The sequence below is a fragment of the Paenibacillus sp. JNUCC 35 genome (assembly GCF_058269095.1).
Genome location: NZ_CM177771.1, coordinates 1,453,511 through 1,472,874 on the forward strand (window position 1 = coordinate 1,453,511; position 19,364 = coordinate 1,472,874).

General features: G+C 57.8%; 15 protein-coding genes and 1 riboswitch. Of the genes, 12 read left to right on the forward strand and 3 right to left on the reverse strand.

All coding sequences use genetic code 11. The features are described 5' to 3' along the window. The first annotated feature begins 33 nt into the window (after window positions 1-33). The gene (locus tag AC2TF6_RS06585; RefSeq protein WP_491310399.1) at window positions 34-159 is read left to right on the forward strand and encodes a hypothetical protein; all 126 of its coding nucleotides are present in this window, start codon (window positions 34-36) and stop codon (window positions 157-159) included. Between the two features lie 101 nt (window positions 160-260). Here AC2TF6_RS06585 and AC2TF6_RS06590 read toward each other — a convergent pair whose 3' ends face one another. Then, window positions 261-1,514, reverse strand: a complete 1,254-nt coding sequence (locus tag AC2TF6_RS06590) for an MFS transporter (RefSeq protein ID WP_009676412.1) — start codon at window positions 1,512-1,514, stop codon at window positions 261-263. A 24-nt stretch (window positions 1,515-1,538) separates the two neighbouring features. Next, window positions 1,539-2,330, reverse strand: a complete 792-nt coding sequence (gene asd, locus AC2TF6_RS06595; protein ID WP_009676406.1) for an archaetidylserine decarboxylase — start codon at window positions 2,328-2,330, stop codon at window positions 1,539-1,541. A 212-nt stretch (window positions 2,331-2,542) separates the two neighbouring features. Between asd and AC2TF6_RS06600 the strand changes: the two genes are divergently transcribed. The 3 genes from AC2TF6_RS06600 to AC2TF6_RS06610 all read left to right on the forward strand — a co-directional run bounded on the left by AC2TF6_RS06600 (window position 2,543) and on the right by AC2TF6_RS06610 (window position 4,842). Continuing rightward, window positions 2,543-2,845 carry a hypothetical protein gene (locus AC2TF6_RS06600; protein WP_491310400.1) on the forward strand — a complete coding sequence of 101 codons (303 nt, stop codon included), beginning with the start codon at window positions 2,543-2,545 and terminating at the stop codon, window positions 2,843-2,845. 119 nt (window positions 2,846-2,964) lie between these two features. After that, window positions 2,965-3,276 (forward strand): DUF485 domain-containing protein, encoded by a 312-nt coding sequence (locus tag AC2TF6_RS06605; RefSeq protein WP_491310401.1) that lies wholly within the window; start codon window positions 2,965-2,967, stop codon window positions 3,274-3,276. A gap of 30 nt (window positions 3,277-3,306) precedes the next feature. Next, window positions 3,307-4,842: a solute symporter family protein gene (locus AC2TF6_RS06610; protein WP_491310402.1), complete on the forward strand. Its 1,536-nt coding sequence runs from the start codon at window positions 3,307-3,309 to the stop codon at window positions 4,840-4,842. Window positions 4,843-4,927: 85 nt separating this feature from the next. On the opposite strand, the gene AC2TF6_RS06615 is transcribed toward AC2TF6_RS06610, so the two are convergent. After that, the gene (locus tag AC2TF6_RS06615) at window positions 4,928-6,382 is read right to left on the reverse strand and encodes an amino acid permease (protein ID WP_491310403.1); all 1,455 of its coding nucleotides are present in this window, start codon (window positions 6,380-6,382) and stop codon (window positions 4,928-4,930) included. 123 nt (window positions 6,383-6,505) lie between these two features. Next, window positions 6,506-6,695: riboswitch (Lysine riboswitch) on the reverse strand. 203 nt (window positions 6,696-6,898) lie between these two features. Here AC2TF6_RS06615 and AC2TF6_RS06620 point away from each other — a divergent pair. From AC2TF6_RS06620 to AC2TF6_RS06655, 8 genes are all read left to right on the forward strand, one after another. Beyond that, a complete protein-coding gene (locus AC2TF6_RS06620; RefSeq protein ID WP_491311600.1) occupies window positions 6,899-7,501 on the forward strand; it encodes a glycerol-3-phosphate responsive antiterminator in 603 nt (200 codons plus the stop codon). 311 nt (window positions 7,502-7,812) lie between these two features. Next, the gene (locus AC2TF6_RS06625) at window positions 7,813-8,640 is read left to right on the forward strand and encodes an HAD-IIA family hydrolase (protein WP_491310404.1); all 828 of its coding nucleotides are present in this window, start codon (window positions 7,813-7,815) and stop codon (window positions 8,638-8,640) included. 93 nt (window positions 8,641-8,733) lie between these two features. Then, a complete protein-coding gene (locus tag AC2TF6_RS06630; protein ID WP_491310405.1) occupies window positions 8,734-10,056 on the forward strand; it encodes an ABC transporter substrate-binding protein in 1,323 nt (440 codons plus the stop codon). A 90-nt stretch (window positions 10,057-10,146) separates the two neighbouring features. After that, a complete protein-coding gene (locus tag AC2TF6_RS06635; RefSeq protein WP_016423545.1) occupies window positions 10,147-11,037 on the forward strand; it encodes a carbohydrate ABC transporter permease in 891 nt (296 codons plus the stop codon). Window positions 11,038-11,198: 161 nt separating this feature from the next. Continuing rightward, window positions 11,199-11,975, forward strand: coding sequence for a carbohydrate ABC transporter permease (locus AC2TF6_RS06640; RefSeq protein WP_491311601.1), 777 nt, complete (start codon window positions 11,199-11,201; stop codon window positions 11,973-11,975). 437 nt (window positions 11,976-12,412) lie between these two features. Beyond that, on the forward strand, window positions 12,413-12,748 hold the full coding sequence (locus AC2TF6_RS06645) for a L,D-transpeptidase (RefSeq protein WP_491310406.1): 336 nt from the start codon (window positions 12,413-12,415) through the stop codon (window positions 12,746-12,748). 13 nt (window positions 12,749-12,761) lie between these two features. Beyond that, on the forward strand, window positions 12,762-13,913 hold the full coding sequence (locus AC2TF6_RS06650; protein WP_491310407.1) for a glycosyltransferase family 4 protein: 1,152 nt from the start codon (window positions 12,762-12,764) through the stop codon (window positions 13,911-13,913). 123 nt (window positions 13,914-14,036) lie between these two features. Further along, the gene (locus AC2TF6_RS06655; RefSeq protein WP_491310408.1) at window positions 14,037-19,181 is read left to right on the forward strand and encodes a WIAG-tail domain; all 5,145 of its coding nucleotides are present in this window, start codon (window positions 14,037-14,039) and stop codon (window positions 19,179-19,181) included. Window positions 19,182-19,364: the final 183 nt, after the last annotated feature.

A 19,364-nucleotide genomic window follows, 5' to 3' on the forward strand; every position in this document is an offset into this window, starting at 1 on the left:
GTCGTCACTGCAGCCTGATGAAGGAGGTAGAGAATGAAAAAAGTGCTGCTGGGTATAGCCAAAATAGCGGGAGCTGCCGCAGCCATTGCGATAGGAGCCTTTTATCTTTTGACGCTGGCGGCTTTCGTGATCTTGGCTTTAAACGAATGGATGGGTTGAAGGGTGAAACGTCGGCTGAGAAATGACCGCTTATAAAACAGTTACGGACAAGACCTAAAAAAACCGGTATTCCCCGCGGGGAATACCGGTTTGGCTTATGTTTATACTTCTGCGGACCATTCACGCAGCTTGCGGTCTGACGGAAGAAAGAGCGTCAAGATGCCGAGAATCGGCAGAAGACTGGACAGCTTCATGATGAGGCTGATCCCGTGCGCGTCGATCAGGTTGCCCAGAACGAGCGCTCCTATCCCGCCCATGCCGAACGCGAAGCCCGTAATCAGGCCGGATACCATGCCGACTTTCCCCGGAATCAGCGTCTGCGCATACACGACAGTGACGGAGAAGCTGGAGAACACGATGAATCCGGTCAGCACGAGCAGCACGGTTGCCCATCCCAGACCGACGTAGGGGATGAGGGCGGCCAGCGGAGCCGCGCCGCACATCGAGACGAAGATGACGGTTCTCTGTCCGAACCGGTCGGCGAGAGGTCCGCCGAAGAACGTTCCGAGCGCGCCTGCGGCCAGGAACAGGAAAATATAGATTTGCGCCTGGTCGATGGTCGTGCCGACGACATCGCGCAAATAGAAGGCGTAATAGCTCGTCATGGCCGCCGAGTACCACGAGCGGATAAAGACCAGGAACACCAGCACGACGATCGCGGTGGCGATCTTATTCCGCTTGGTGGGGTCCATCGCGCGCTGCACGGTCTTCTTCGCCGTCACGGCTCCGGCCTCGATCACACCCTTATACCAGCGGGCGATAAAGGTTTGCACAAGCATGGCGGCGCCCGCCACGAGGGTGAACCAGATCGAGCCGAACTGGCCCAGCGGGATGAAGATCCATTTCGTCAGCAGCGGAGCCAGCGATTGCCCCGCGTTGCCGCCGACCTGGAAGATCGACTGGGCGAGTCCCTTGCGGGAGCCTGCGGCCAGGTGGGCGACCTTCGAGCCCTGCGGATGGAAGGCCGCCGATCCCAGGCCCACCAGCGATACGGCCAGCAGCACGAACGCGTACGAAGGCGCGAACGCGAGCAGGAGCATGCCGAGGAAGGTGGAGGCCATGCCGAGCGGCAGCATGTAGGGCTTGGGCTTCCGGTCGGTATACATACCGATGACCGGCTGCATGATGGAAGCGGTCAGATTGAAGTAGAACGAGATCCATCCGATCTGGGCGTACGAAAGCGTCATGCTGTCTTTTAAAATCGGATAGATAGCCGGGATAACCGACTGAATCGAGTCATTGAACAGATGCACGAGACTGATGGCAAGGAGTACCTTATAGACCGTCGGTTTCGACGTAGGGATTCCTGCTGAGGGTCGTGCTGTGCCGGCATTGACTGTCGCCTGCGACGCCATAGGGCACGCACTCCTTTCGTGAAGCTAGTGTGTAGATTGCTTAAGCGTACCGATCCGTTCGCCCATGCGGACTTTGCTGCCCACCTGGAGATCGGAGCGCGGCGTCAGGATGCCGTTCTCAGTGACGAGCACAACGGTCGAGCCGAATTCGAAATAAGCGAGGTCGTCGCCCGCCTGCAGGTGAGACGGAAGGCCTTCCACATACTGAATGGAGCTGACGTTGAGCGCGCCGACTTTGACGACGGCAATCTCCCCGGCTTCATGTTCCATCACGGTGATGAGACGCTCGTTGCGGCTGAGCACGCGTGTCATGTGGCGCAGGCCGAATTCGTTCACGGGATAAACCTTACCCGGAACATGTTCTTTCTCCAATATCTCGCCGGTAACCGGAGAGTGGATACGGTGATAGTCCGTCGGGCTTAAATAAAGCACCATAAAAAAGCCCTTCTCGTAATTGATCGTACGCGGGGAGCGGTTGAGCAGCTCCTCGACGGTGTAATCCTGCCCCTTGACGCTGAGCATGCGGCCCGCCTCTACGGGACCGTAGCCGGTAATAACGGCGTCCACCGGGCTGACAAGCGCGGCCGGGTCCGTATCGACCGGACGGAGTCCGGGCTTCAGGCGGCGGGTGAAGAACTCGTTGAGTGTGGCGTATTCCCCGATTGCCTTCTCCGCTTCTTCTACCGGAATGCCGTAAGACTTGGCAAACCACGGAATAAGGGAGCGGCTGAGCGGAGATTTGGAAAACGAACCGGTCATCCGGGAAATCCATTTGCGGGATGAGAGTTCCGTCATAAGTCGAAACAATGGTTTCATGCTTAGTTCAATGCTCCTATCTGTACGTTGACTATAGTCTTCGTTTTATCTTGCCATAGAATGAACGTTTTGACAATTGCCGCGACCCAGCGTTTTCGGGCGCTCAACAGCCCCAAACGCGGCTTTTCGCCGGGACCGTGCCATTATCCTCGGGCAGACAGGTATGATTCTCATCAAGGCTGCGTAAGCTGGTTAAAAAAGGAGGATAACCTATGTCCGGTTTGGTGTGGGGAACGGTTGTTGTCGTTCCGTGGCTGCTCGTTTGGCTTCAAAATAAAGTGGTTGGGGCCAAATTTATTATAGATGCCTTGGCTTACGCGGCACTTGTGCTTTTTTCCGGCATTGCGGGGATAACCGTGGCGGAGATTCTCGTAAACAACACGGTTTTTATGACAAGCGTGCATAAGGTATTCCTGAATCCCCTCTTTCTGGGCAGCGGCGGGTGGCTCGGCCTGTATGCGCTTCAGCTGCTTATAGTAGAAGGAATTTTTTCAGGGAGAATAAAGAAGCGCTGAACCGGGGGAGCTAGCGAAAAAAATAACCGGTACAAAATGTAAAGGTTATCTGCAATAAGGTTGGATTTAATGAAAGCGCTTAACGATCACCAGAAAACAAATTTAGGAGGAGGAAGCTAATGAAAAAGCGAGCCAAGGAGCCCAATTACACGGAAATTGCGCAGTCCAGTCAGTTCCAAACTTTATTGAAACGAAAAAGACAATTCATTTTACCGCTTTCCCTGTTCTTCTTTGCCTTTTATTTTACGCTCCCGATTCTCACCTCTTACACCACCGTGCTTAATACACCTGCATTCGGTTCCGTCTCCTGGGCGTGGGTATTCGCCTTTGCGCAGTTTATCATGACCTGGGTGCTGTGCATTCTTTACTCGCGCCGGGCCGCTAAATTCGATGTGATGGTGCAGCAAATCCGGCAGCAAATGAAAGGCTGATCTCATTTCTCATAATTGGAGGGAAGTCAAGTGAATTTGACGGCATTCTGGTTATTTCTGGGCATCGTGGCGATCACGCTTCTGATTACCTATTTTGCGGCCAAAAAAACCAACTCCACCGATGAGTTCTATACGGCGGGCGGAGGCTTGACAGGCTGGCAGAACGGGCTGGCCATCGCCGGAGATTACATGTCCGCCGCTTCTTTCCTCGGAATCGCGGGCATGATCGCGCTGGCCGGCTTTGACGGGTTCTTTTACAGCATCGGGTTTCTGGTCGCGTATCTGGTCGTTCTCTACCTCGTAGCGGAGCCTCTCCGCAATCTCGGGAAATATACGGTGGCGGATATGATTGCGGCCCGTTTCAACGAAAAGAAAATCCGCGGTGTGGCGGCCTTGAATACGATCACGATCTCCACCTTCTATATGATCGCCCAGCTCGTGGGCGCGGGGGCGCTCATCAAGCTGCTGCTGGGACTCGATTTCACGACGTCCGTGCTGATTGTGGGCCTGCTGATGACCGTTTACGTCGTATTCGGCGGGATGACCGCCACTTCGTGGGTGCAGATCGTCAAAGCCGTGCTGCTGATGGGCGGAACTTTTATTCTTTCGATTGTCGTGTTCTCGAAGTTTAACTTCAGCGTCACCGAAATGTTCGATCAGCTGAAAGCCGTTACTCCTCTCAAAGAGAAGTTCCTGGACCCCGGCAATAAGTATAAAATTCCGCTCGACACGCTCTCGCTTAACCTGGCGCTTGTGCTGGGTACGGCCGGTCTGCCGCACATTCTGATCCGCTTCTTCACGGTGAAGGACGCTCCGACCGCGCGCAGCTCCGTCGTGTACGCAACCTGGATCATCGGCATTTTCTACGTGCTGACGCTGTTCCTGGGCTTCGGTGCGGCCGCGTTTGTCGGATACGACAACATCATCGCGGAAGACAAGGGCGGCAACATGGCGGCGCCTCTCCTGGCCCGGGCGCTAGGCGGCGATTTCTTCTTCGCCTTTATCGCGGCCGTCGCGTTCGCGACGATTCTGGCCGTGGTCACCGGTCTGGTTCTCTCCGCCGCTTCCGCGTTCGCGCATGACTTCTACAGCCACATCGTGCGCAAGGGAAAAGCTACGGAATCCGAGCAGATGAAGGTAGCCCGCTGGGCGTCCGTCGGCGTCTCCATCCTGTCGATCATCTTGTCGCTGGCCGCATCCAAGCTGAACGTCGCGTTCCTCGTGTCCGTCGCCTTCGCGATCGCGGCCAGCTCCAATCTGCCGGTCATTCTGTTCACCGTCTTCTGGCGGCGCTTCAACACGGCGGGTGCGGTAACGGGCATGCTCGTCGGCCTGATCTCTTCCCTGGTGCTTGTGGCCCTGAGCCCGAGCGTATGGAGTCCGGAAGCGGGCAAAGCCATCTTCGTGGGCACGCCGTTGTTCCCGCTGACGAACCCGGGCATCATCTCCATTCCCCTCGGATTCCTGGGCGCAATCCTCGGAACGGTCCTGTCGAAGAAAAAATCGTCCGACGCCAAATTCGACGAGATTGTCGTTAAAGCCAACGTCGGCAATATCAACATGTAAGCGGGCGACGAAATGCCTGACACAACAAAGAACCTCCCGGTCCTTAACGGACGGGGAGGTTCTTTGGCTATGCGCGCCGCCGCGCTTAATCGTCGAAACGGCATTCTTCGAGGCGGAGGACTTTCGTTTTCTTCTTGACTTTATAAGCGATCCAGACGATCAGGAAAAGCGGAATCCCGATGTAGGAGGCGGTCAGGCCGGCCCAGTCGACGCCGCTCTCCGAGATCGCCGAGTAGTTTTGGCCGAGGATCACGACGATACAGACGATCAGGGCGAAGATGGGGCCGAACGGGAACCATTTCGCCAGGTACGGCAGATCGCGCAGGTCGCGGCCTTGCGCCTTATAGGCGCGCCGGAAGCGGTAGTGGCTGACGGCGATGCCGAGCCAGGCGATGAACCCGCACATGCCGGAGGCGTTGAGCAGCCAGATGTACACGACCCCGTCGCCGAACATGGAGGCGAGGAAAGCGAACATGCCCACGGCTGCCGTCGCGATCAGAGCGACCACCGGCACGCCGCGCTTGTCGAGCCTCCCGAGGAAGCGCGGCGCTTTGCCTTCGCGGGCAAGCGTCCAGATCATCCGCGTGGACGCGTACATGCCGGAGTTGCCGGCGGACAGAACGGACGTCAGGATGACGGCGTTCATGACGGAGGCGGCGAACGCCAGACCGGCTTTCTCGAACACGAGGGTGAACGGGCTGATCGCGATATTTTCGACGTCGCCGCTGATCAGGTTGCCGCTCGTGTAAGGAATGAGCAGGCCGATGATGAAGATGGCGAGAATATAGAACAGCAGGATGCGCCAGAAAATGGTGCGGATCGCTTTGGGCACGTTCTCGCGCGGGTTCTCGCTTTCGCCGGCCGCCACGCCGACAAGCTCTGTCCCTTGGAACGAGAAGCCTGCGGCCATGAACACGCCGAGTACGGCCATAAATCCGCCGCTGACGGGAGCGTCTCCCAGCGTAAAGTTGCTGAACCCGACGGACTCGCCGCCGATAATGCCGAAAATCATCAGAATCCCGACGATGATGAATACGATGACGGTCACGATTTTGATCAGGGCGAACCAGTATTCGGACTCCCCGTATCCGCGGACAGACAAGTAATTCAGGGAGAACATCAGCACCAGGAACAGCAGACTCCATAGAATGGAGGGACTGTCGGGCAGCCAGAATTTCATAATGAGCGTGGCCGCGGAAAGCTCGGCGGCAATCGTAATGGCCCAGTTGAACCAGTAGTTCCAGCCGAGCGCGAATCCCAGCGCCGGATCGACGAAACGGGAAGCGTAAGTGGAGAAGGAGCCGGATACCGGCATGTAGGCCGACAGCTCCCCGAGACTGGTCATGAGAAAGTAAACCATGATGCCGATGGCCGCGTAAGCGATTAAAGCGCCGCCGGGACCTGCGGAATGAATCGCTCCGCCGCTGGCCAGGAAGAGTCCGGTTCCGATGGAACCGCCAAGCGAAATCATGGTTAAATGTCTGGCTTTAAGGCCGCGCTTAAGTTCCGTTGTCTCGGAACCGGAGTTCGGTTGTTTCATAAGGAACACCTCTGTGAATAAATTTGTTTCTTGCCGCTGCGCTAACCACCGGTTAATGTAAGAGGAAAACACAAAAAGCCCCGAAAAGGAGTTTTCGCGGCTGCTGCTTCTATCTTGCCTTTCCATGAAGATAGCGCAACACCGCTGCTTGGAAGGGCAGCAGTGACAGTTCCGCCCCTGTTCGGGAACGGACCCAATCCGGACGCAAGAGAATCGGCCCGAATTTCGGCGGCTGCTCCTTTCTCCCGGCTTCGCTGACGTCTCTCTCGTCTCCCCCGGCATACTCCTAGCACCCGCAACCTCTACCTCATCGAGAATGGATGAGGAACTTGCTATTAAGTTTTTGTAAAATGGTACATCGTTCAGTATAGATAAAAAGAGGAATAGTGGCAATAGGAGAAACTGGAAACGGATACAAATAAATTTCCAATGATTTTACAAGGGAAAAACATGCCGTTAATACTGGCGAAACAGGGCGGGGCTACGATAAAGGGGACGGAAGAAAGAAGGGTGACTATGGATAAGGGAATCGGCAATCTGGGACCGAGACGCATCATCGCGGCCGTCCGGCATTCGGAGGATTTGAAACTGGCGTGCGCAAGCGACCTGCCGGTTGTTTTTCTGCTGGTCGGTGATTTGTTCACCGTTCAGGATTATGTGAAGCAGGTGATCGACAGCGGCAAAAAGGTGTTTTTGCACGTCGATTTTATAGCCGGGCTCGGAAGCGATCCCATCATTATTAAATATTTGGCCGAGAAAGTCAGGCCGACCGGTATTATTTCCACGAAAACGCATCTGATCAAGCACGCGAAAAAGAATGGCCTGGCGGCCGTTCAGCGCTTGTTCCTGATCGATTCGGCGGCTCTGGAGAACGGTATCGCCAACGTCCAGCAGAGCGGACCCGACGCCGTGGAGATTATGCCGGGGCTGATACCGCGCGTTATTACGGAAGTCAGCGAAAGGCTGAGCGTGCCGGTCATAGCGGGAGGATTGATCCACCACCATGAAGAGATTGAAACGGCTTTACAGGCGGGGGCTGCGGCGGTTTCCATGGGCAGCCGGGCTCTGTGGGTGAAGGAAACGAAGCGGTCGCGTACGGATGAGGCGGTTGTCCGGTAAATCCGCAGGGGGCTCTGCAAGCCTTGCGGACGGCGTCCATTATCTTTACAAATCTTTAAAATCGCGTTCATACAGAGCTAACACTTCGCGGATAAAGTAGAAATAAAGAGAGAACCAACTGAATCGGTAAGGGTTGAGATGAGGAGAAAACCCTTTATGCAATATTCGCCGCAGGGCATGGCACGACGGAAGTTCCGTTAATTAACGGGCTCCGGTTGTGCGGTTGTTTCCTGTTCCGGGTGCGTATTGGATGAAGGGTTTTTTGGGTTGTCTTCTTCCCGGCCGGTGAGGTGTTCAAGGAGGAAAAACGCTTGCGGGGCCTGACAGAATGGAACGATGCAGAAGCTTATTTTTTTGATCTCGACGGGACGATCTTCCTCGGAGGACGCCTGCTTCCCGGAGCGGCGGAGCTGCTCCGCTCTCTGGAGGAAGCCGGCAAGACGGTCGGCTTCCTGACCAACACGACGACGCAGACGGCCGCGGACTGCGGCCGCCGCCTGCGGGGGCTGGGTCTTGCCGTCCGCGACGAGCAGGTCGTGACGGCAGCGGCGGCTGCCGCCGCCTACCTGGCGGAACAAGCCCCGCAGGCCCGGGTGCTCGCCGTCGGCGAGGAAGCGCTGATCGCGGAGCTGGACGCGCGGAACATCCGCGTCGTGCGGACGCCGCTGGAGGCGACGCACGTGGTCGTCGGCATGGACCGGCGCTTCGACTATGCGAAGCTTCACGCCGCGTCCAGGGCGCTCCGCTCCGGGGCGGAGCTCATCGGCTGCAACCCGGACACGTTCTGTCCGGTGGAAGGCGATGAGCTGCCCGACACCGGGGCCATGACCGCCGCGATTGAAGCGGCCTCGGGCGTCCGCGCGTCGGTCGTCGCGGGCAAGCCGTCGCTGCACTACGCGCAGGTCGCTCTCCGCAAGGCCGGCAAGACCGCAGACCGGTGCGTCATGGTCGGCGACCGTCTGGAGACGGACATCCGGCTCGGTCTTGCCAGCGGCATGCGCACCGCGCTCGTGCTGACGGGCGCGGCGACTTTGGAGGAGGTGAGAGCGGGGACGGTCATGCCGGACTGGATCGTACCGACACTGGAGGCGTTCACAAAGCCTTCCGACGAAGAAAGATTTAACATCCCCATTACATAACGTTAACGCAGCGGTGGAAATGGAGTGTTACATTGGGGACAAGCATGGCGAACTGCAAAAACCGAAATCATTTTATTTGGGGGAGACTATCCAATGCGGACAATCGCGAAAATGAGTGTGTTGACACTGCTTACGGCAAGTTTGATGGCGGGCTGCGCCAAGCCTCAAGCGGAAACGAGCGCAAGCACCACCCCGGGGGCGGGAACGGATAAGCCCAAAGAGAAAACCGAGCTGACGTTCTACTACCCGATCGCCGTAGGCGGCCCTCTGACGGCAACGATCGAAGCGATGGCGGCCGATTTTACAAAAGAAAACCCGGATATCACCGTGAAGCCGGTGTACACCGGAAGCTATGCGGATACGACCGTGAAAACACAGGCGGGCGTACAGGGTAAAACGCCTCCGGACGTAGCGGTTAACCTGTCGACGGAGCTTTACAGCCTGCTGGATATGAATGCGATCATTCCGCTGGACGAATTTATCGCGAAAGAAGACAAGAACTGGCTGTCGGATTTCTACCCGGCTTTCCTGGCCAACTCCCAGACGGGCGGCAAAACGTACAGCATCCCGTTCCAGCGCAGCACGATCGTGCTTTACTACAACAAGGACATGTTCAAGGAAGCGGGTCTCGATCCGAACAAGCCGCCGACAACATGGGAAGAGATGGCCGAATACGGCAAGAAGCTGAAGAAGGAAGGCCGCTGGGGGCTTGAAATTCCGGTATCGGGTTTCGCTTACTGGATGATGCAGACGTTCTCCCTGCAAAACGGCAAGAACCTGATGAGCGAAGACGGAAAGAAAGTCTTTTTCGATACAAAAGAAAATGCCGAAGGGCTTCAATTCTGGGCCGACATGGCCCGCAAGGACAAAATTATGCCGGAAGGCGTAACGGAGTGGGCAACGGTGCCGTCCGACTTTATCGCCGGTAAAACCGCAATGATGTACCACACGACAGGCAACCTGACGAATGTGAAGAAAAACGCGAAGTTCGATTTCGGCGTGACGTTCCTGCCGCAGAAGAAATCGTACGGCAGCCCGACGGGCGGCGGCAACTTCTACATTTTCAAAGACATTGACAAGAAGAAACAGGAAGCGGCTTGGAAGTTCGTCAAGTTTATGACGGAGCCTGAGCGTGCGGCCAAATGGAGCATCGAAACCGGCTACGTGGGCGTGCGCAAGTCCGCTTATGAAACCGACGTGATGAAAAAGTACGTAGCGGAGTTCCCGCCGGCGCTTGTCGCCCGCGATCAGCTCCAGTATGCGGCAGCCGAGCTGTCCACGCACAACAACGGTAAAGTGTCCAAGGCGCTGAGCGATCAGCTTCAGGCGGTGCTTACCGGTGCGGCGGAACCGGCGGCTGCGCTGAAAAAAGCTCAGGAAGAAGCGGACAAGGCGCTGGCGCCGTTCAACAAGTAAGCGGGCCGGAGCGGAAATGCGGTCGGCAGGGTCTCCTTGGCTCTGCCGATTCTTTATTCAACCGGCCGGAAACCGCAGGGAGGGAAGACAATGACCGGGAAAGTCGCGGTTTGGAAAGAAAACGGGTTTGCGTGGCTGCTTCTGCTGCCGTCGCTGGTGTTTCTTATTCTTTTTACGTTTTATCCGATGCTCAAGACGTTGATCTTAAGCTTCTATCAGGCTGATCTGGCTACGCCGCAGCCGATTTTCGCGGGTCTCGACAATTACAAGCACATGGCGGAAGATGCCGTCTTCTGGAAAGTACTCCGCAACAACGTCTGGTTTGCGCTGGGCACGGTGCCGACGGCCATTGCGCTCGCGCTGGTCATGGCGGCGTTCGCCAATAAAGCGCTCCGGGCGAAAGGTTTCGTCCGCACGGCTTTCTTTTACCCGAACATGATTCCGATGATCGCCATCGCCAATGTGTGGCTGTTCATTTATACGCCGCAGTACGGGCTGCTCAGCAGAGCGATGGGCTGGCTGGGGCAATCCCAGGCGGTCAATATTCTGGGAAGCCAGGACACGGTCATGTGGGCGATGATTGCGATGATCGTCTGGAAAGAAGCGGGATATCTGATGATTTTTTATCTCGCCGGCCTGCAGAATATTCCGAAGGACTTGTACGAATCCGCCGAAATGGACGGGGTCGGACGCTGGACCGTTTTTCGTAAAATTACGTTTCCGCTCCTTATGCCGACGACGCTGTTTGTCATGATCGTGGCTTTGACGAATTCGTTCAAGCTGGTCGATCACCTGTTCATCATGACCAAGGGCGGACCCGACAACGCAAGCAACCTTCTTCTTTTCTATATTTACGATACGGCTTTCAGCTTCTGGGATCAGGGGCTGGCCTCGGCTTTGACGATGGTGATGATCGTTCTGCTGATGGCGCTTGCGGCGCTCCAGTATTTCGGACTGGACAAGAACATTCATTACCGTTAATTTCGCGCTAAAAAAGGAGGGTGGAACTCATGACTTCCACAACCGCCGGGACAGCGGCACCCGAAGCTTCGCGCCGGGGCGGGGCGGCAAAGCCCGCATCCGCCAGACGCAGGCTGTTTGCACGCGGACCGCTGACCCTCGATTTCTGGCTGAATGCGCTTATGTTTCTCGTCGCGCTCGTCTGGATCGTACCACTGGTCTGGATGTTGTGGACCGCATTCCGGCCCAAAGATTCCGTGATCAATCCCACACTGTCGTGGGATTTTACGCTGGAGCATTTCCGGCATGTCTGGTCGGCCGCTCCGTTCGGGCTGTACTACGGCAACACGCTGCTCATTACCGGAGGCATTCTGGTCGTTCAACTGCTCACCGTTACGATGGCGGCCTTCGCGTTCGCCCGGCTGAATTTCAAAGGCAAAGAATTTGTATTCATGCTGTTTCTCGTGCAGATCATGATTCCGGCCGATGTGCTCGTTTTCCCGAACTATAACGTGCTCAAGGAGCTGAGCCTGCTCGATACGAAGCTGGGGATCATGCTTCCGTATTTCGCTTCGGCTTTCGGTATTTTTCTGCTGAGGCAGATGTTCAAGACGATACCTCCCGAGCTGGATGAAGCAGCCGTGATGGAGGGATGCTCGAAGTGGCAGATTCTGTGGCGCATCTATGTGCCGCTTGCCCGGCCGTCTTACGTGGCTTTTGCCCTGGTATCGGTCAGCTATCACTGGAACAACTTCCTCTGGCCGCTTATCGTGACGAACTCGGTAGAAAACCGTCCTCTGACGGTCGGTCTGGCTATTTTCGCCCAATCGTTCGAGACCGGAGCGCAGTGGGCCGAGGTGAGCGCGGCGACGCTGATCGTGATTGCGCCGCTTCTGGCCGGATTCCTGCTGTTCCAGCGCCAGTTTATGAACAGCTTTATGCAGTCGGGCATCAAGTAACCTCATGTGCGAGGAACCGGTATGTCAGCAAGGAACACGTCCGTTTCACCGGCATGCCGGTACGATCTTACGATAAAACAGGGCCGCTAACCCAATAGCGGCCCTGTTTTTTATTTCAGTTTTTGGCTGGCCGCAATCCAGCGTCCGTCGGTATCTTCGAAGACCGGCTCGCGGTTGTTGGAGTCCGTTACGGACAGAGGACGAACGATTTTGACGCCCAGCCCGCGAGCTCGGGTTCGATTTCTGACCTGCCGAACGATTTAAAAGATACCCTTCCCTCGGTTCGTACGGCCTATCGTTTGCAGGCGGACCCGGCTGCGGGTGTTTTTCTATTGGCAATTTACCCAACCAAGGCGAGTCCGGCCGTCATATCCTGTAGAAGGAGCGTTTTACAGCAGGTTTGAAGGTCTGGATGCCGTACCTAAGGAGGTCACAAGATGGCATATCGCATCGATATCAATACCTCGACATTCGTCCTGACGTTATCCGATGACGGCAATACCGTGAATACTTATCCGGTCGGTGTGGGGAAGGTGGGAACGAGTACTCCGGAAGGCACGTTCACCATCGTCAACAAGGAGCCGAATCCCGGCGGACCCTTCGGGGTTCTCTGGATGGGATTGTCGAAGAAGCATTACGGCATCCATGGAACCAACGATCCCTCTTCCATCGGCAAGCGTTCTTCCCACGGCTGTATAAGAATGCAAAACAAGGATGTGCAGGCGCTGTCCCGCGTCGTTCCGATAGGTACTGTCGTGCGGATTCACCCATAAGAGAGGAAGGTGAATGATGAACATCTCATCCATCGCTATTGTGTCGCCGGGATCGTTCGCTGTTCCTTCCGGTACCAGCAGTTCGGTCGAGCATGTGGTGGAGCGCCTGGCGGACCGGCTCAGTGAGGCGGCTCAGGTCACCGTATTGGGCAGAAGAACGAGACGCAGACCGGCAAGAGAGCAGATCGGAGGGGTCACTTATGTGCGGCCGAGCTACAAGAGCGGCCTTCCGTATATAGAGGCCGTTTACCGGAAGCTGAAACCGATGAACCCCGATCTTATTCAGGTGGAGAATCGTCCCCGGTTCGTTCGTTATTTACGGAAGCGGATGAAGCGGGCGACCATTTGCCTCGGGCTGCAGTCGATTACGTTCATATCGAAGCCTCACATCGGGCGCAAAGAGGTCGCCGAATGCCTCCGCTGCGCCGACCTTATTTTCGTCAACAGCGATTATTTGCGCCAGGAGGTTATCCGGCGCGCGCCTTCTGTTGCCAATAAGGTTGTGGTGAATCCGTTGGGAGCGGACCCGTCCATTTTCGCTCCCCGGATGTTTCACGAGGAAGCCCGGCAGGAAATGCTGGCGTCCCTGGGACTGTCGGGACGCAAAGTGATTGTCTTCGCCGGACGGCTTAAGCCGATGAAGGGCGTCGAGCAGCTTCTGCGCGCGATGCCCGCCGTGTTTGCCGCTCATCCGGATGCGGCGCTGCTCGTCATCGGCGGGGCGGGCTACGGCAGCACGAGACAGACCGCTTACGTCAGGAAGCTGAAAAGGCTGGCGGCCCCGTATCCGGACCGCATCCGCTTCATTCCTTACGTGTCGCACGATTCGATCCCGGCCTGGTTCCGTCTCGCCGATGTCGTCGCCGTTCCTTCGATGCGGATCGAAGCGTTCGGCCTCGTCAACGTGGAGGCCATGTCCTCGGGAGTTCCGGTTGTCGCCACGCGTGTCGGGGGGATTCCCGAAATTGTTGTTCACGAGGCGACGGGGCTGCTGGTGCCGCTTCAATCGGTGGAAGCGGAGCTGGCGCAGGCCATCTCCCGGCTTCTTGCCGACGACGAGCTGAGGCGGCAGATGGGCCAGCGCTGCCTGGAGCGGGTGGCTGAGCTTTACACGTGGGAGAAGATGGCGGAGAGACAGCGGGCTTTTTACGGCCTGCTGCCCTGAAAAAAAATAGGTGATCGGGGCCGGACCGCGTCCGCGCCCTTTTTTTTCATAAATAGGCATAAACACCGGAGCGGAACGCTGCATAGGATACAGGAGGGAGAAGAACCGGAAAGGGAGATGGGAATGAAAAAAAAGAAAAACCCGGCGGGAGGCGCGCAGCGTCCGGCCCCCAGTAAATACAATGCGAGCATGAATGAGTTGCGCTGGCTGGATGAGGAACCGAAGAAGAAGAAAGAGCGTGCCGATGCCGCCGTATCCAAGGCGGAAGCCGAAGCGGTCCGCAAAGCCGAGAGGCCGAAGCCTCAGGGCCTCCTCAGGGCGAAAGCCGAAGGAACTGCCGGCGGAGGAAAGCAGGCGGAATCGGACGGCAAAGGCTTGGTGAAGGAATCCGCATCCGCCGTTCGGGAAAAAAGCGAGATCAAGTCGGTTACCGCCGAGCTTGTGCAAGACGAGGATATCTATGCCGGCGAAGAAATGCCGGAGGATTTCGAAGAATCTTTGCTAGTGCACGATGAGGCCGAAGACCACTCGATAAATGAAGAGGACGACGATGAAGCAGTCGTGGCTTCCGATGTTCCGGAAGTTTTCGAAGCTCCGGCAGTCCCGGAAGCCCGAAAGGCTCCAGAAGTACCGAAAACTCCAGAAATACCAAAAGCTTCAGAAGCACAAAAAGCTCCGGATGATATCGGTAATTCAAACCGCCAAGCCCAGCCGGACACCGTCAAAACCGGCAAAAACGGTTCGCCGCTGCTGCTTTTGTCGGAGCGCAAAGAAGAACGCGGCAGCGAAGGTGTCGTGTATACCGACGATATTGTGGAAGCCGCCGTTACGGGTGAGAAAATCGCGAGCCGCGCCATCGACGAGTCGAAAATGAAGCCGAACAGTATCGGCACACGCTCCCTTCAGGACTTTTCGGTTGAGCGCTCGAAACTGGCCGACGGCAGTGTAACCAGCGAGAAACTCGCTCCCGGTGCCGTGCTCCGCGAGCATCTGGCTTATGGCATCGTGAACGGCGATCATATCCAGATCCGTTCGATCACCAGCGATAAGATCGCGGATAAAAGCATCACGGTCGAAAAGCTTGCCGACGGGACGATCGATGCGGCCAAGTTCGCTCCTTACTCGATCCAGTCTCATCATTTGGCTGAAGCCAGCATAACCCCCGAACTGCTTGAAGATCAGGCCGTGACTTCGGATAAAATCAAAAGCGGTGCCGTCCAGTCCCGCCATCTGGGCAACTATGTCATTAATTCGGCGAAGCTTGCCGAAGATGCGATAACTACCGAGAAGCTCCGGCATGAAGCGGTGACCGGGGAAAAAATAGCGCCGGCCAGCATTTCGGCATCCCATCTGGTGCCTGGAACGATATCGGGCGATAAACTTTCCACCGGAGCGGTGAATGGCGTCCACTTGGCGAAAGGTTCGGTGGGGGACCAACATATCGGAGCCGGTGTGATCGGGAGCGAGCATTTGAAACCGGGTTCCGTGACACGGGAAAAGCTGGCTCCTAGCGCCGTCGACTCCGCCCAGCTGGCGGAAGAAGCGGTGGGCTTCCGAGAGCTCGCGAGAAAATCGGTTCGTCCCGAACACTTGGCAGACGGTTCTGTTCTATCGGTTCATATCGCGGAGGGAGAAATCCGTTCCAGCCATATCGGTTCGGCTCAGATTACGGAGGAGCTGATTGAGAACGGAGCTGTAAAATCATTGAAAATCGGCCGGAGAGCTGTCGAAAGCCGTCATATCGACGAAAGTGCGGTTTTGACTACCCACTTGGCGAATCAGGCTGTCACCACATCCAAACTTGCAACGGAATCGGTATCTACGGATAAACTGACGGATTATGCGGTCAGTACAGCCAAACTGAACGACAGCAGTGTAACGAGCAAAAAGCTGGCCCGCGGAGCCGTAGAAAGCGAGCATATCCAACCGTTCAGCGTACAGTCCGTTCATATTGCGAACAACGCGATTACGGCGGCTAAAATAGCCGAGCAGAGCGTTAACGGAAGCCACTTGAAGGAAGGCGCGGTTAGCGGTATTCATCTCGCCTCAAGCGCTGTGGAAGGACGCCATCTGGCGGCGGGTTCTGTTAAGCAGCAGCATTTGGCGAAAGGCGTGGTGACGAGCGAGACGCTGGCGAGCGGAGCTGTGACGGGCGATGCATTGTCGGAGGGGGCTGTGACCAAGGAAACGCTGGCGGAAGGCGCCGTGACGACCGAAGCATTGGCGAGCGGAGCCGTGACGAGCAAGTCGCTGGCGAGCGGAGCCGTGACGAGTGAAGCACTTGCGAGTGGGGCGGTAACGAGGGAAGCGCTGGCGGCAGGTTCGGTGACGAACGAGAAACTGGCGGCAGACTCGGTGACAAGTAGAGCGCTGGCCGAAGGCGCTGTGACCAGCAAAGCGCTGGCGGCAGGCTCGGTGACGAGTGAGGCGCTGGCGGCAGGTTCGGTGACGAGCGAAGCGCTGACGACAGGCGCCGTAACGAGGGATGCTCTGGCGGAAGGTGCCGTGACGAGGGATGCTCTGGCGAGTGGCGCCGTGATGAGGGATGCGCTGGCTAATGGGTCGGTGACGAGCGAAGCGCTCGCGGAAGACGCCGTAACGAGCGAAACGCTGGCAAGCGGAGCCGTGACGAGTAAGGCCCTGGCGGAAGGCGCCGTAACGAGTGGAGCGCTAGGGAAAGGAGCGGTGACGAGTGAAGCGCTGGCGTACGGAGCGGTGACGAACGAAGCGCTGGCGTACGGAGCGGTGACAAGCGAAGCGCTCGCGGCAGGAGCGGTGACGAGCGAAGCGCTGGCGGAAGGTGCGGTGACAACCGAAGCGCTGGCAGAAGGTGCGGTGACAACCGAAGCGTTGGCGTACGGATCGGTGACAAGCGAAGTGCTGGCGTACAGAGCGGTGACGAGCGAAGCGCTGGCAGATGGTGCGGTGACAAGCGAAGCGTTGGCGGAAGGGTCGGTGACGAGCGAAGCGCTGGCGGACGGATCGGTGACGAGCGAAGCGTTGGCGTACGGATCGGTGACGAGCGAAGCGTTGGCGGAAGGTGCCGTGACCAGCGAAGCACTGGCGGCAGGCGCGGTGATGAGTGAAGCGCTGGCGGACGGATCGGTGACAAGCGAAGCGCTGGCGAGCGGATCGGTGACGAGTGAAGCGCTGGCGGACGGATCGGTGACAAGCGAAGCGTTGGCAGACGGATCGGTGACAAGCGAAGCGCTGGCGGACGGAGCTGTGACAAGCGAAGCGCTGGCGAGCGGATCGGTGACGAGTGAAGCGCTCGCGTATGGAGCGGTGACGAGTAAAGCGCTGGCGTACGGATCGGTGACGAGCAAAGGGCTGGCAAGCGGATCGGTGACGAGTAAAGCGCTGGCGAGCGGATCGGTGACGAGCGAAGCGCTGGCGAGCGGCGCGGTGACGAGCGAGGCGCTGGCGGAAGGCACGGTGACGAGCGAAGCGCTGGCGGCAGGCGCGGTGACAAGCGAAGCGCTGGCGAACGGGTCGGTGACCAGTGAAGCGCTGGCGTACGGAGCCGTGACGAGCGAAGCACTGGCGTACGGAGCCGTGACGAGCGGAGTACTGGCAAGTGGAGCCGTGACGAGTGAAGCGCTGGCGGACGGAGCCGTGACGAGCGAAGCACTGGCGGCAGGGTCGGTGACGAGCGGAGCGCTGGCGAACGGGTCGGTGACGAGCGAAGCGCTAGCGGAAGGCGCCGTGACGAGCGAAGCACTGGCGAACGGGTCGGTGACCAGTGAAGCGCTGGCGGTTGGCGCGGTGACGAGTGAGGCGCTGGCCGAAGGATCGGTGACGAACGAAGCGCTGGCGAACGGGTCGGTGACGAGCGAAGCACTGGTGGAAGGCGCGGTGACGAGCGAAGCGCTGGCGAACGGGTCGGTGACCAGTGAAGCGCTGGCGGTTGGCGCGGTGACGAGTGAGGCGCTGGCCGAAGGATCGGTGACGAACGAAGCGCTGGCGAACGGGTCGGTGACGAGCGAAGCACTGGCGGCAGGCGCGGTGACGAGCGAGACGCTGGCGAGCGGCGCCGTGACAAGCGAAGCGCTGGCGGAAGGTGCCGTGACGAGCGAAGCGTTAGCGGCAGGCGCGGTGACGAGTGAGGCGCTGGCGAAAGGAGCCGTGACGAGCGAAGCACTGGCGAGCGGCGCGGTGACGAATGAAGCGCTGGCGTACGGATCGGTGACGAGCAAAGCGCTGGTGTACGGATCGGTGACGAGTAAAGCGCTGGGGACCGGATCGGTGACGAGTAAAGCGCTGGCGTACGGATCGGTGACGAGCAAAGCGCTGGCGAGCGGATCGGTGACGAGCGAGGCGCTGGCGGCAGGCGCGGTGACGAGCGAGGCGTTAGCGGAAGGCTCTGTGACGAGTGAAGGGCTAGCGGCAGGAGCCGTAACGAGCGAAGCGCTGGCAAAAGGAGCCGTATCCGGCGATCACGTCCAACCGGGAACTATCACGCTGGCGCACCTTCATCCGGACGCGTTTTCGATCCCGGAGCTTGCCGATCAACACGGCGCCCACTTGGCTCCGAAGAGCATCACGGAAGATCACCTGGCGATGGGATCTGTGGCGAGCGGGCATTTGCAGGCTTCCTCGGTTCTGTCCCTCCTTATCGCGAACAGGGCGGTGACCGGTGAAAAGCTTGCGGACGAAGCGGTATCTTCCGCTAAACTGGCGCCATCGGCCGTGGGAAGCGTGCATTTGCAAGCCGATGTCGTGGACACGAATCATCTCGCAAACGGTTCTGTCACGGAAGACAAAATCGCTTCGGGTTCGATCGGGGCGGGGCATCTCCGGAGCCAATCCGTCGAGAACGGCCATTTGGCCGAGGGCAGCATTACTTTCAACAAAATTTCCACAGGCGCGGTCCAATCGATCCATCTGGCGGAAGCTTCCGTAACGGAAGCGAAGCTGGCCCCGGAATCGGTGCATGCCGAGCATCTGGCGGCAGGGGCCGTAGAAGAGAGCAAACTGGCCTTCCGGCCGGTGCAGGCTCCTTCGGGCAAAAAGGCCGTGCTTCAGCAGTTCGGTCTGGCGGACTTCCGTTTCCAGGAGCAGGACGACGTACTGGAAATCGGCATCTCCTTCGAGGAGCCTTTTGCGAATGCCTCTTACGTACTTGTGGCGACAGGCAGCCATCCGGCCTGCTATGCGGTATGCAAACAGAAAACGGTGAAGACGGCCGTCCTCTCGATTGTCCGGACGCAGCCGGGACTTGCGTTCGACGTTGTTCTAAACTGGATTGCGGTCGGCTCCAGGGGCTGATTGCGGCAGACGGAGCTTTTTAAATAGCGTCCATTGAAAACCTTCCTTTAACGGGAAGGTTTTTTCTTTTTCCACCGGGATAAATAGCCCCGTACAAAAGCCAATTTTGAGCAGAGTGGTTGGGAGTCCTTATTCGCGGAATGGGGAAAAGCATATGATTTACCATGTGATCTTCAGGTCTGA

What these genes read in the sequence shown, in the direction of transcription:
- AC2TF6_RS06655 (WP_491310408.1), top strand. Translation starts at nt 14,037, where the DNA reads ATGAAAAAAAAGAAAAACCCGGCGGGAGGCGCGCAGCGTCCGGCCCCC.
- AC2TF6_RS06620 (WP_491311600.1), top strand. Translation starts at nt 6,899, where the DNA reads ATGGATAAGGGAATCGGCAATCTGGGACCGAGACGCATCATCGCGGCC.
- AC2TF6_RS06645 (WP_491310406.1), top strand. Translation starts at nt 12,413, where the DNA reads ATGGCATATCGCATCGATATCAATACCTCGACATTCGTCCTGACGTTA.
- AC2TF6_RS06635 (WP_016423545.1), top strand. Translation starts at nt 10,147, where the DNA reads ATGACCGGGAAAGTCGCGGTTTGGAAAGAAAACGGGTTTGCGTGGCTG.
- AC2TF6_RS06605 (WP_491310401.1), top strand. Translation starts at nt 2,965, where the DNA reads ATGAAAAAGCGAGCCAAGGAGCCCAATTACACGGAAATTGCGCAGTCC.
- AC2TF6_RS06630 (WP_491310405.1), top strand. Translation starts at nt 8,734, where the DNA reads ATGCGGACAATCGCGAAAATGAGTGTGTTGACACTGCTTACGGCAAGT.
- AC2TF6_RS06640 (WP_491311601.1), top strand. Translation starts at nt 11,199, where the DNA reads ATGTTTCTCGTCGCGCTCGTCTGGATCGTACCACTGGTCTGGATGTTG.
- AC2TF6_RS06600 (WP_491310400.1), top strand. Translation starts at nt 2,543, where the DNA reads ATGTCCGGTTTGGTGTGGGGAACGGTTGTTGTCGTTCCGTGGCTGCTC.
- AC2TF6_RS06590 (WP_009676412.1), bottom strand. Translation starts at nt 1,514, where the DNA reads ATGGCGTCGCAGGCGACAGTCAATGCCGGCACAGCACGACCCTCAGCA.
- AC2TF6_RS06615 (WP_491310403.1), bottom strand. Translation starts at nt 6,382, where the DNA reads ATGAAACAACCGAACTCCGGTTCCGAGACAACGGAACTTAAGCGCGGC.
- AC2TF6_RS06585 (WP_491310399.1), top strand. Translation starts at nt 34, where the DNA reads ATGAAAAAAGTGCTGCTGGGTATAGCCAAAATAGCGGGAGCTGCCGCA.
- AC2TF6_RS06650 (WP_491310407.1), top strand. Translation starts at nt 12,762, where the DNA reads ATGATGAACATCTCATCCATCGCTATTGTGTCGCCGGGATCGTTCGCT.
- asd (WP_009676406.1), bottom strand. Translation starts at nt 2,330, where the DNA reads ATGAAACCATTGTTTCGACTTATGACGGAACTCTCATCCCGCAAATGG.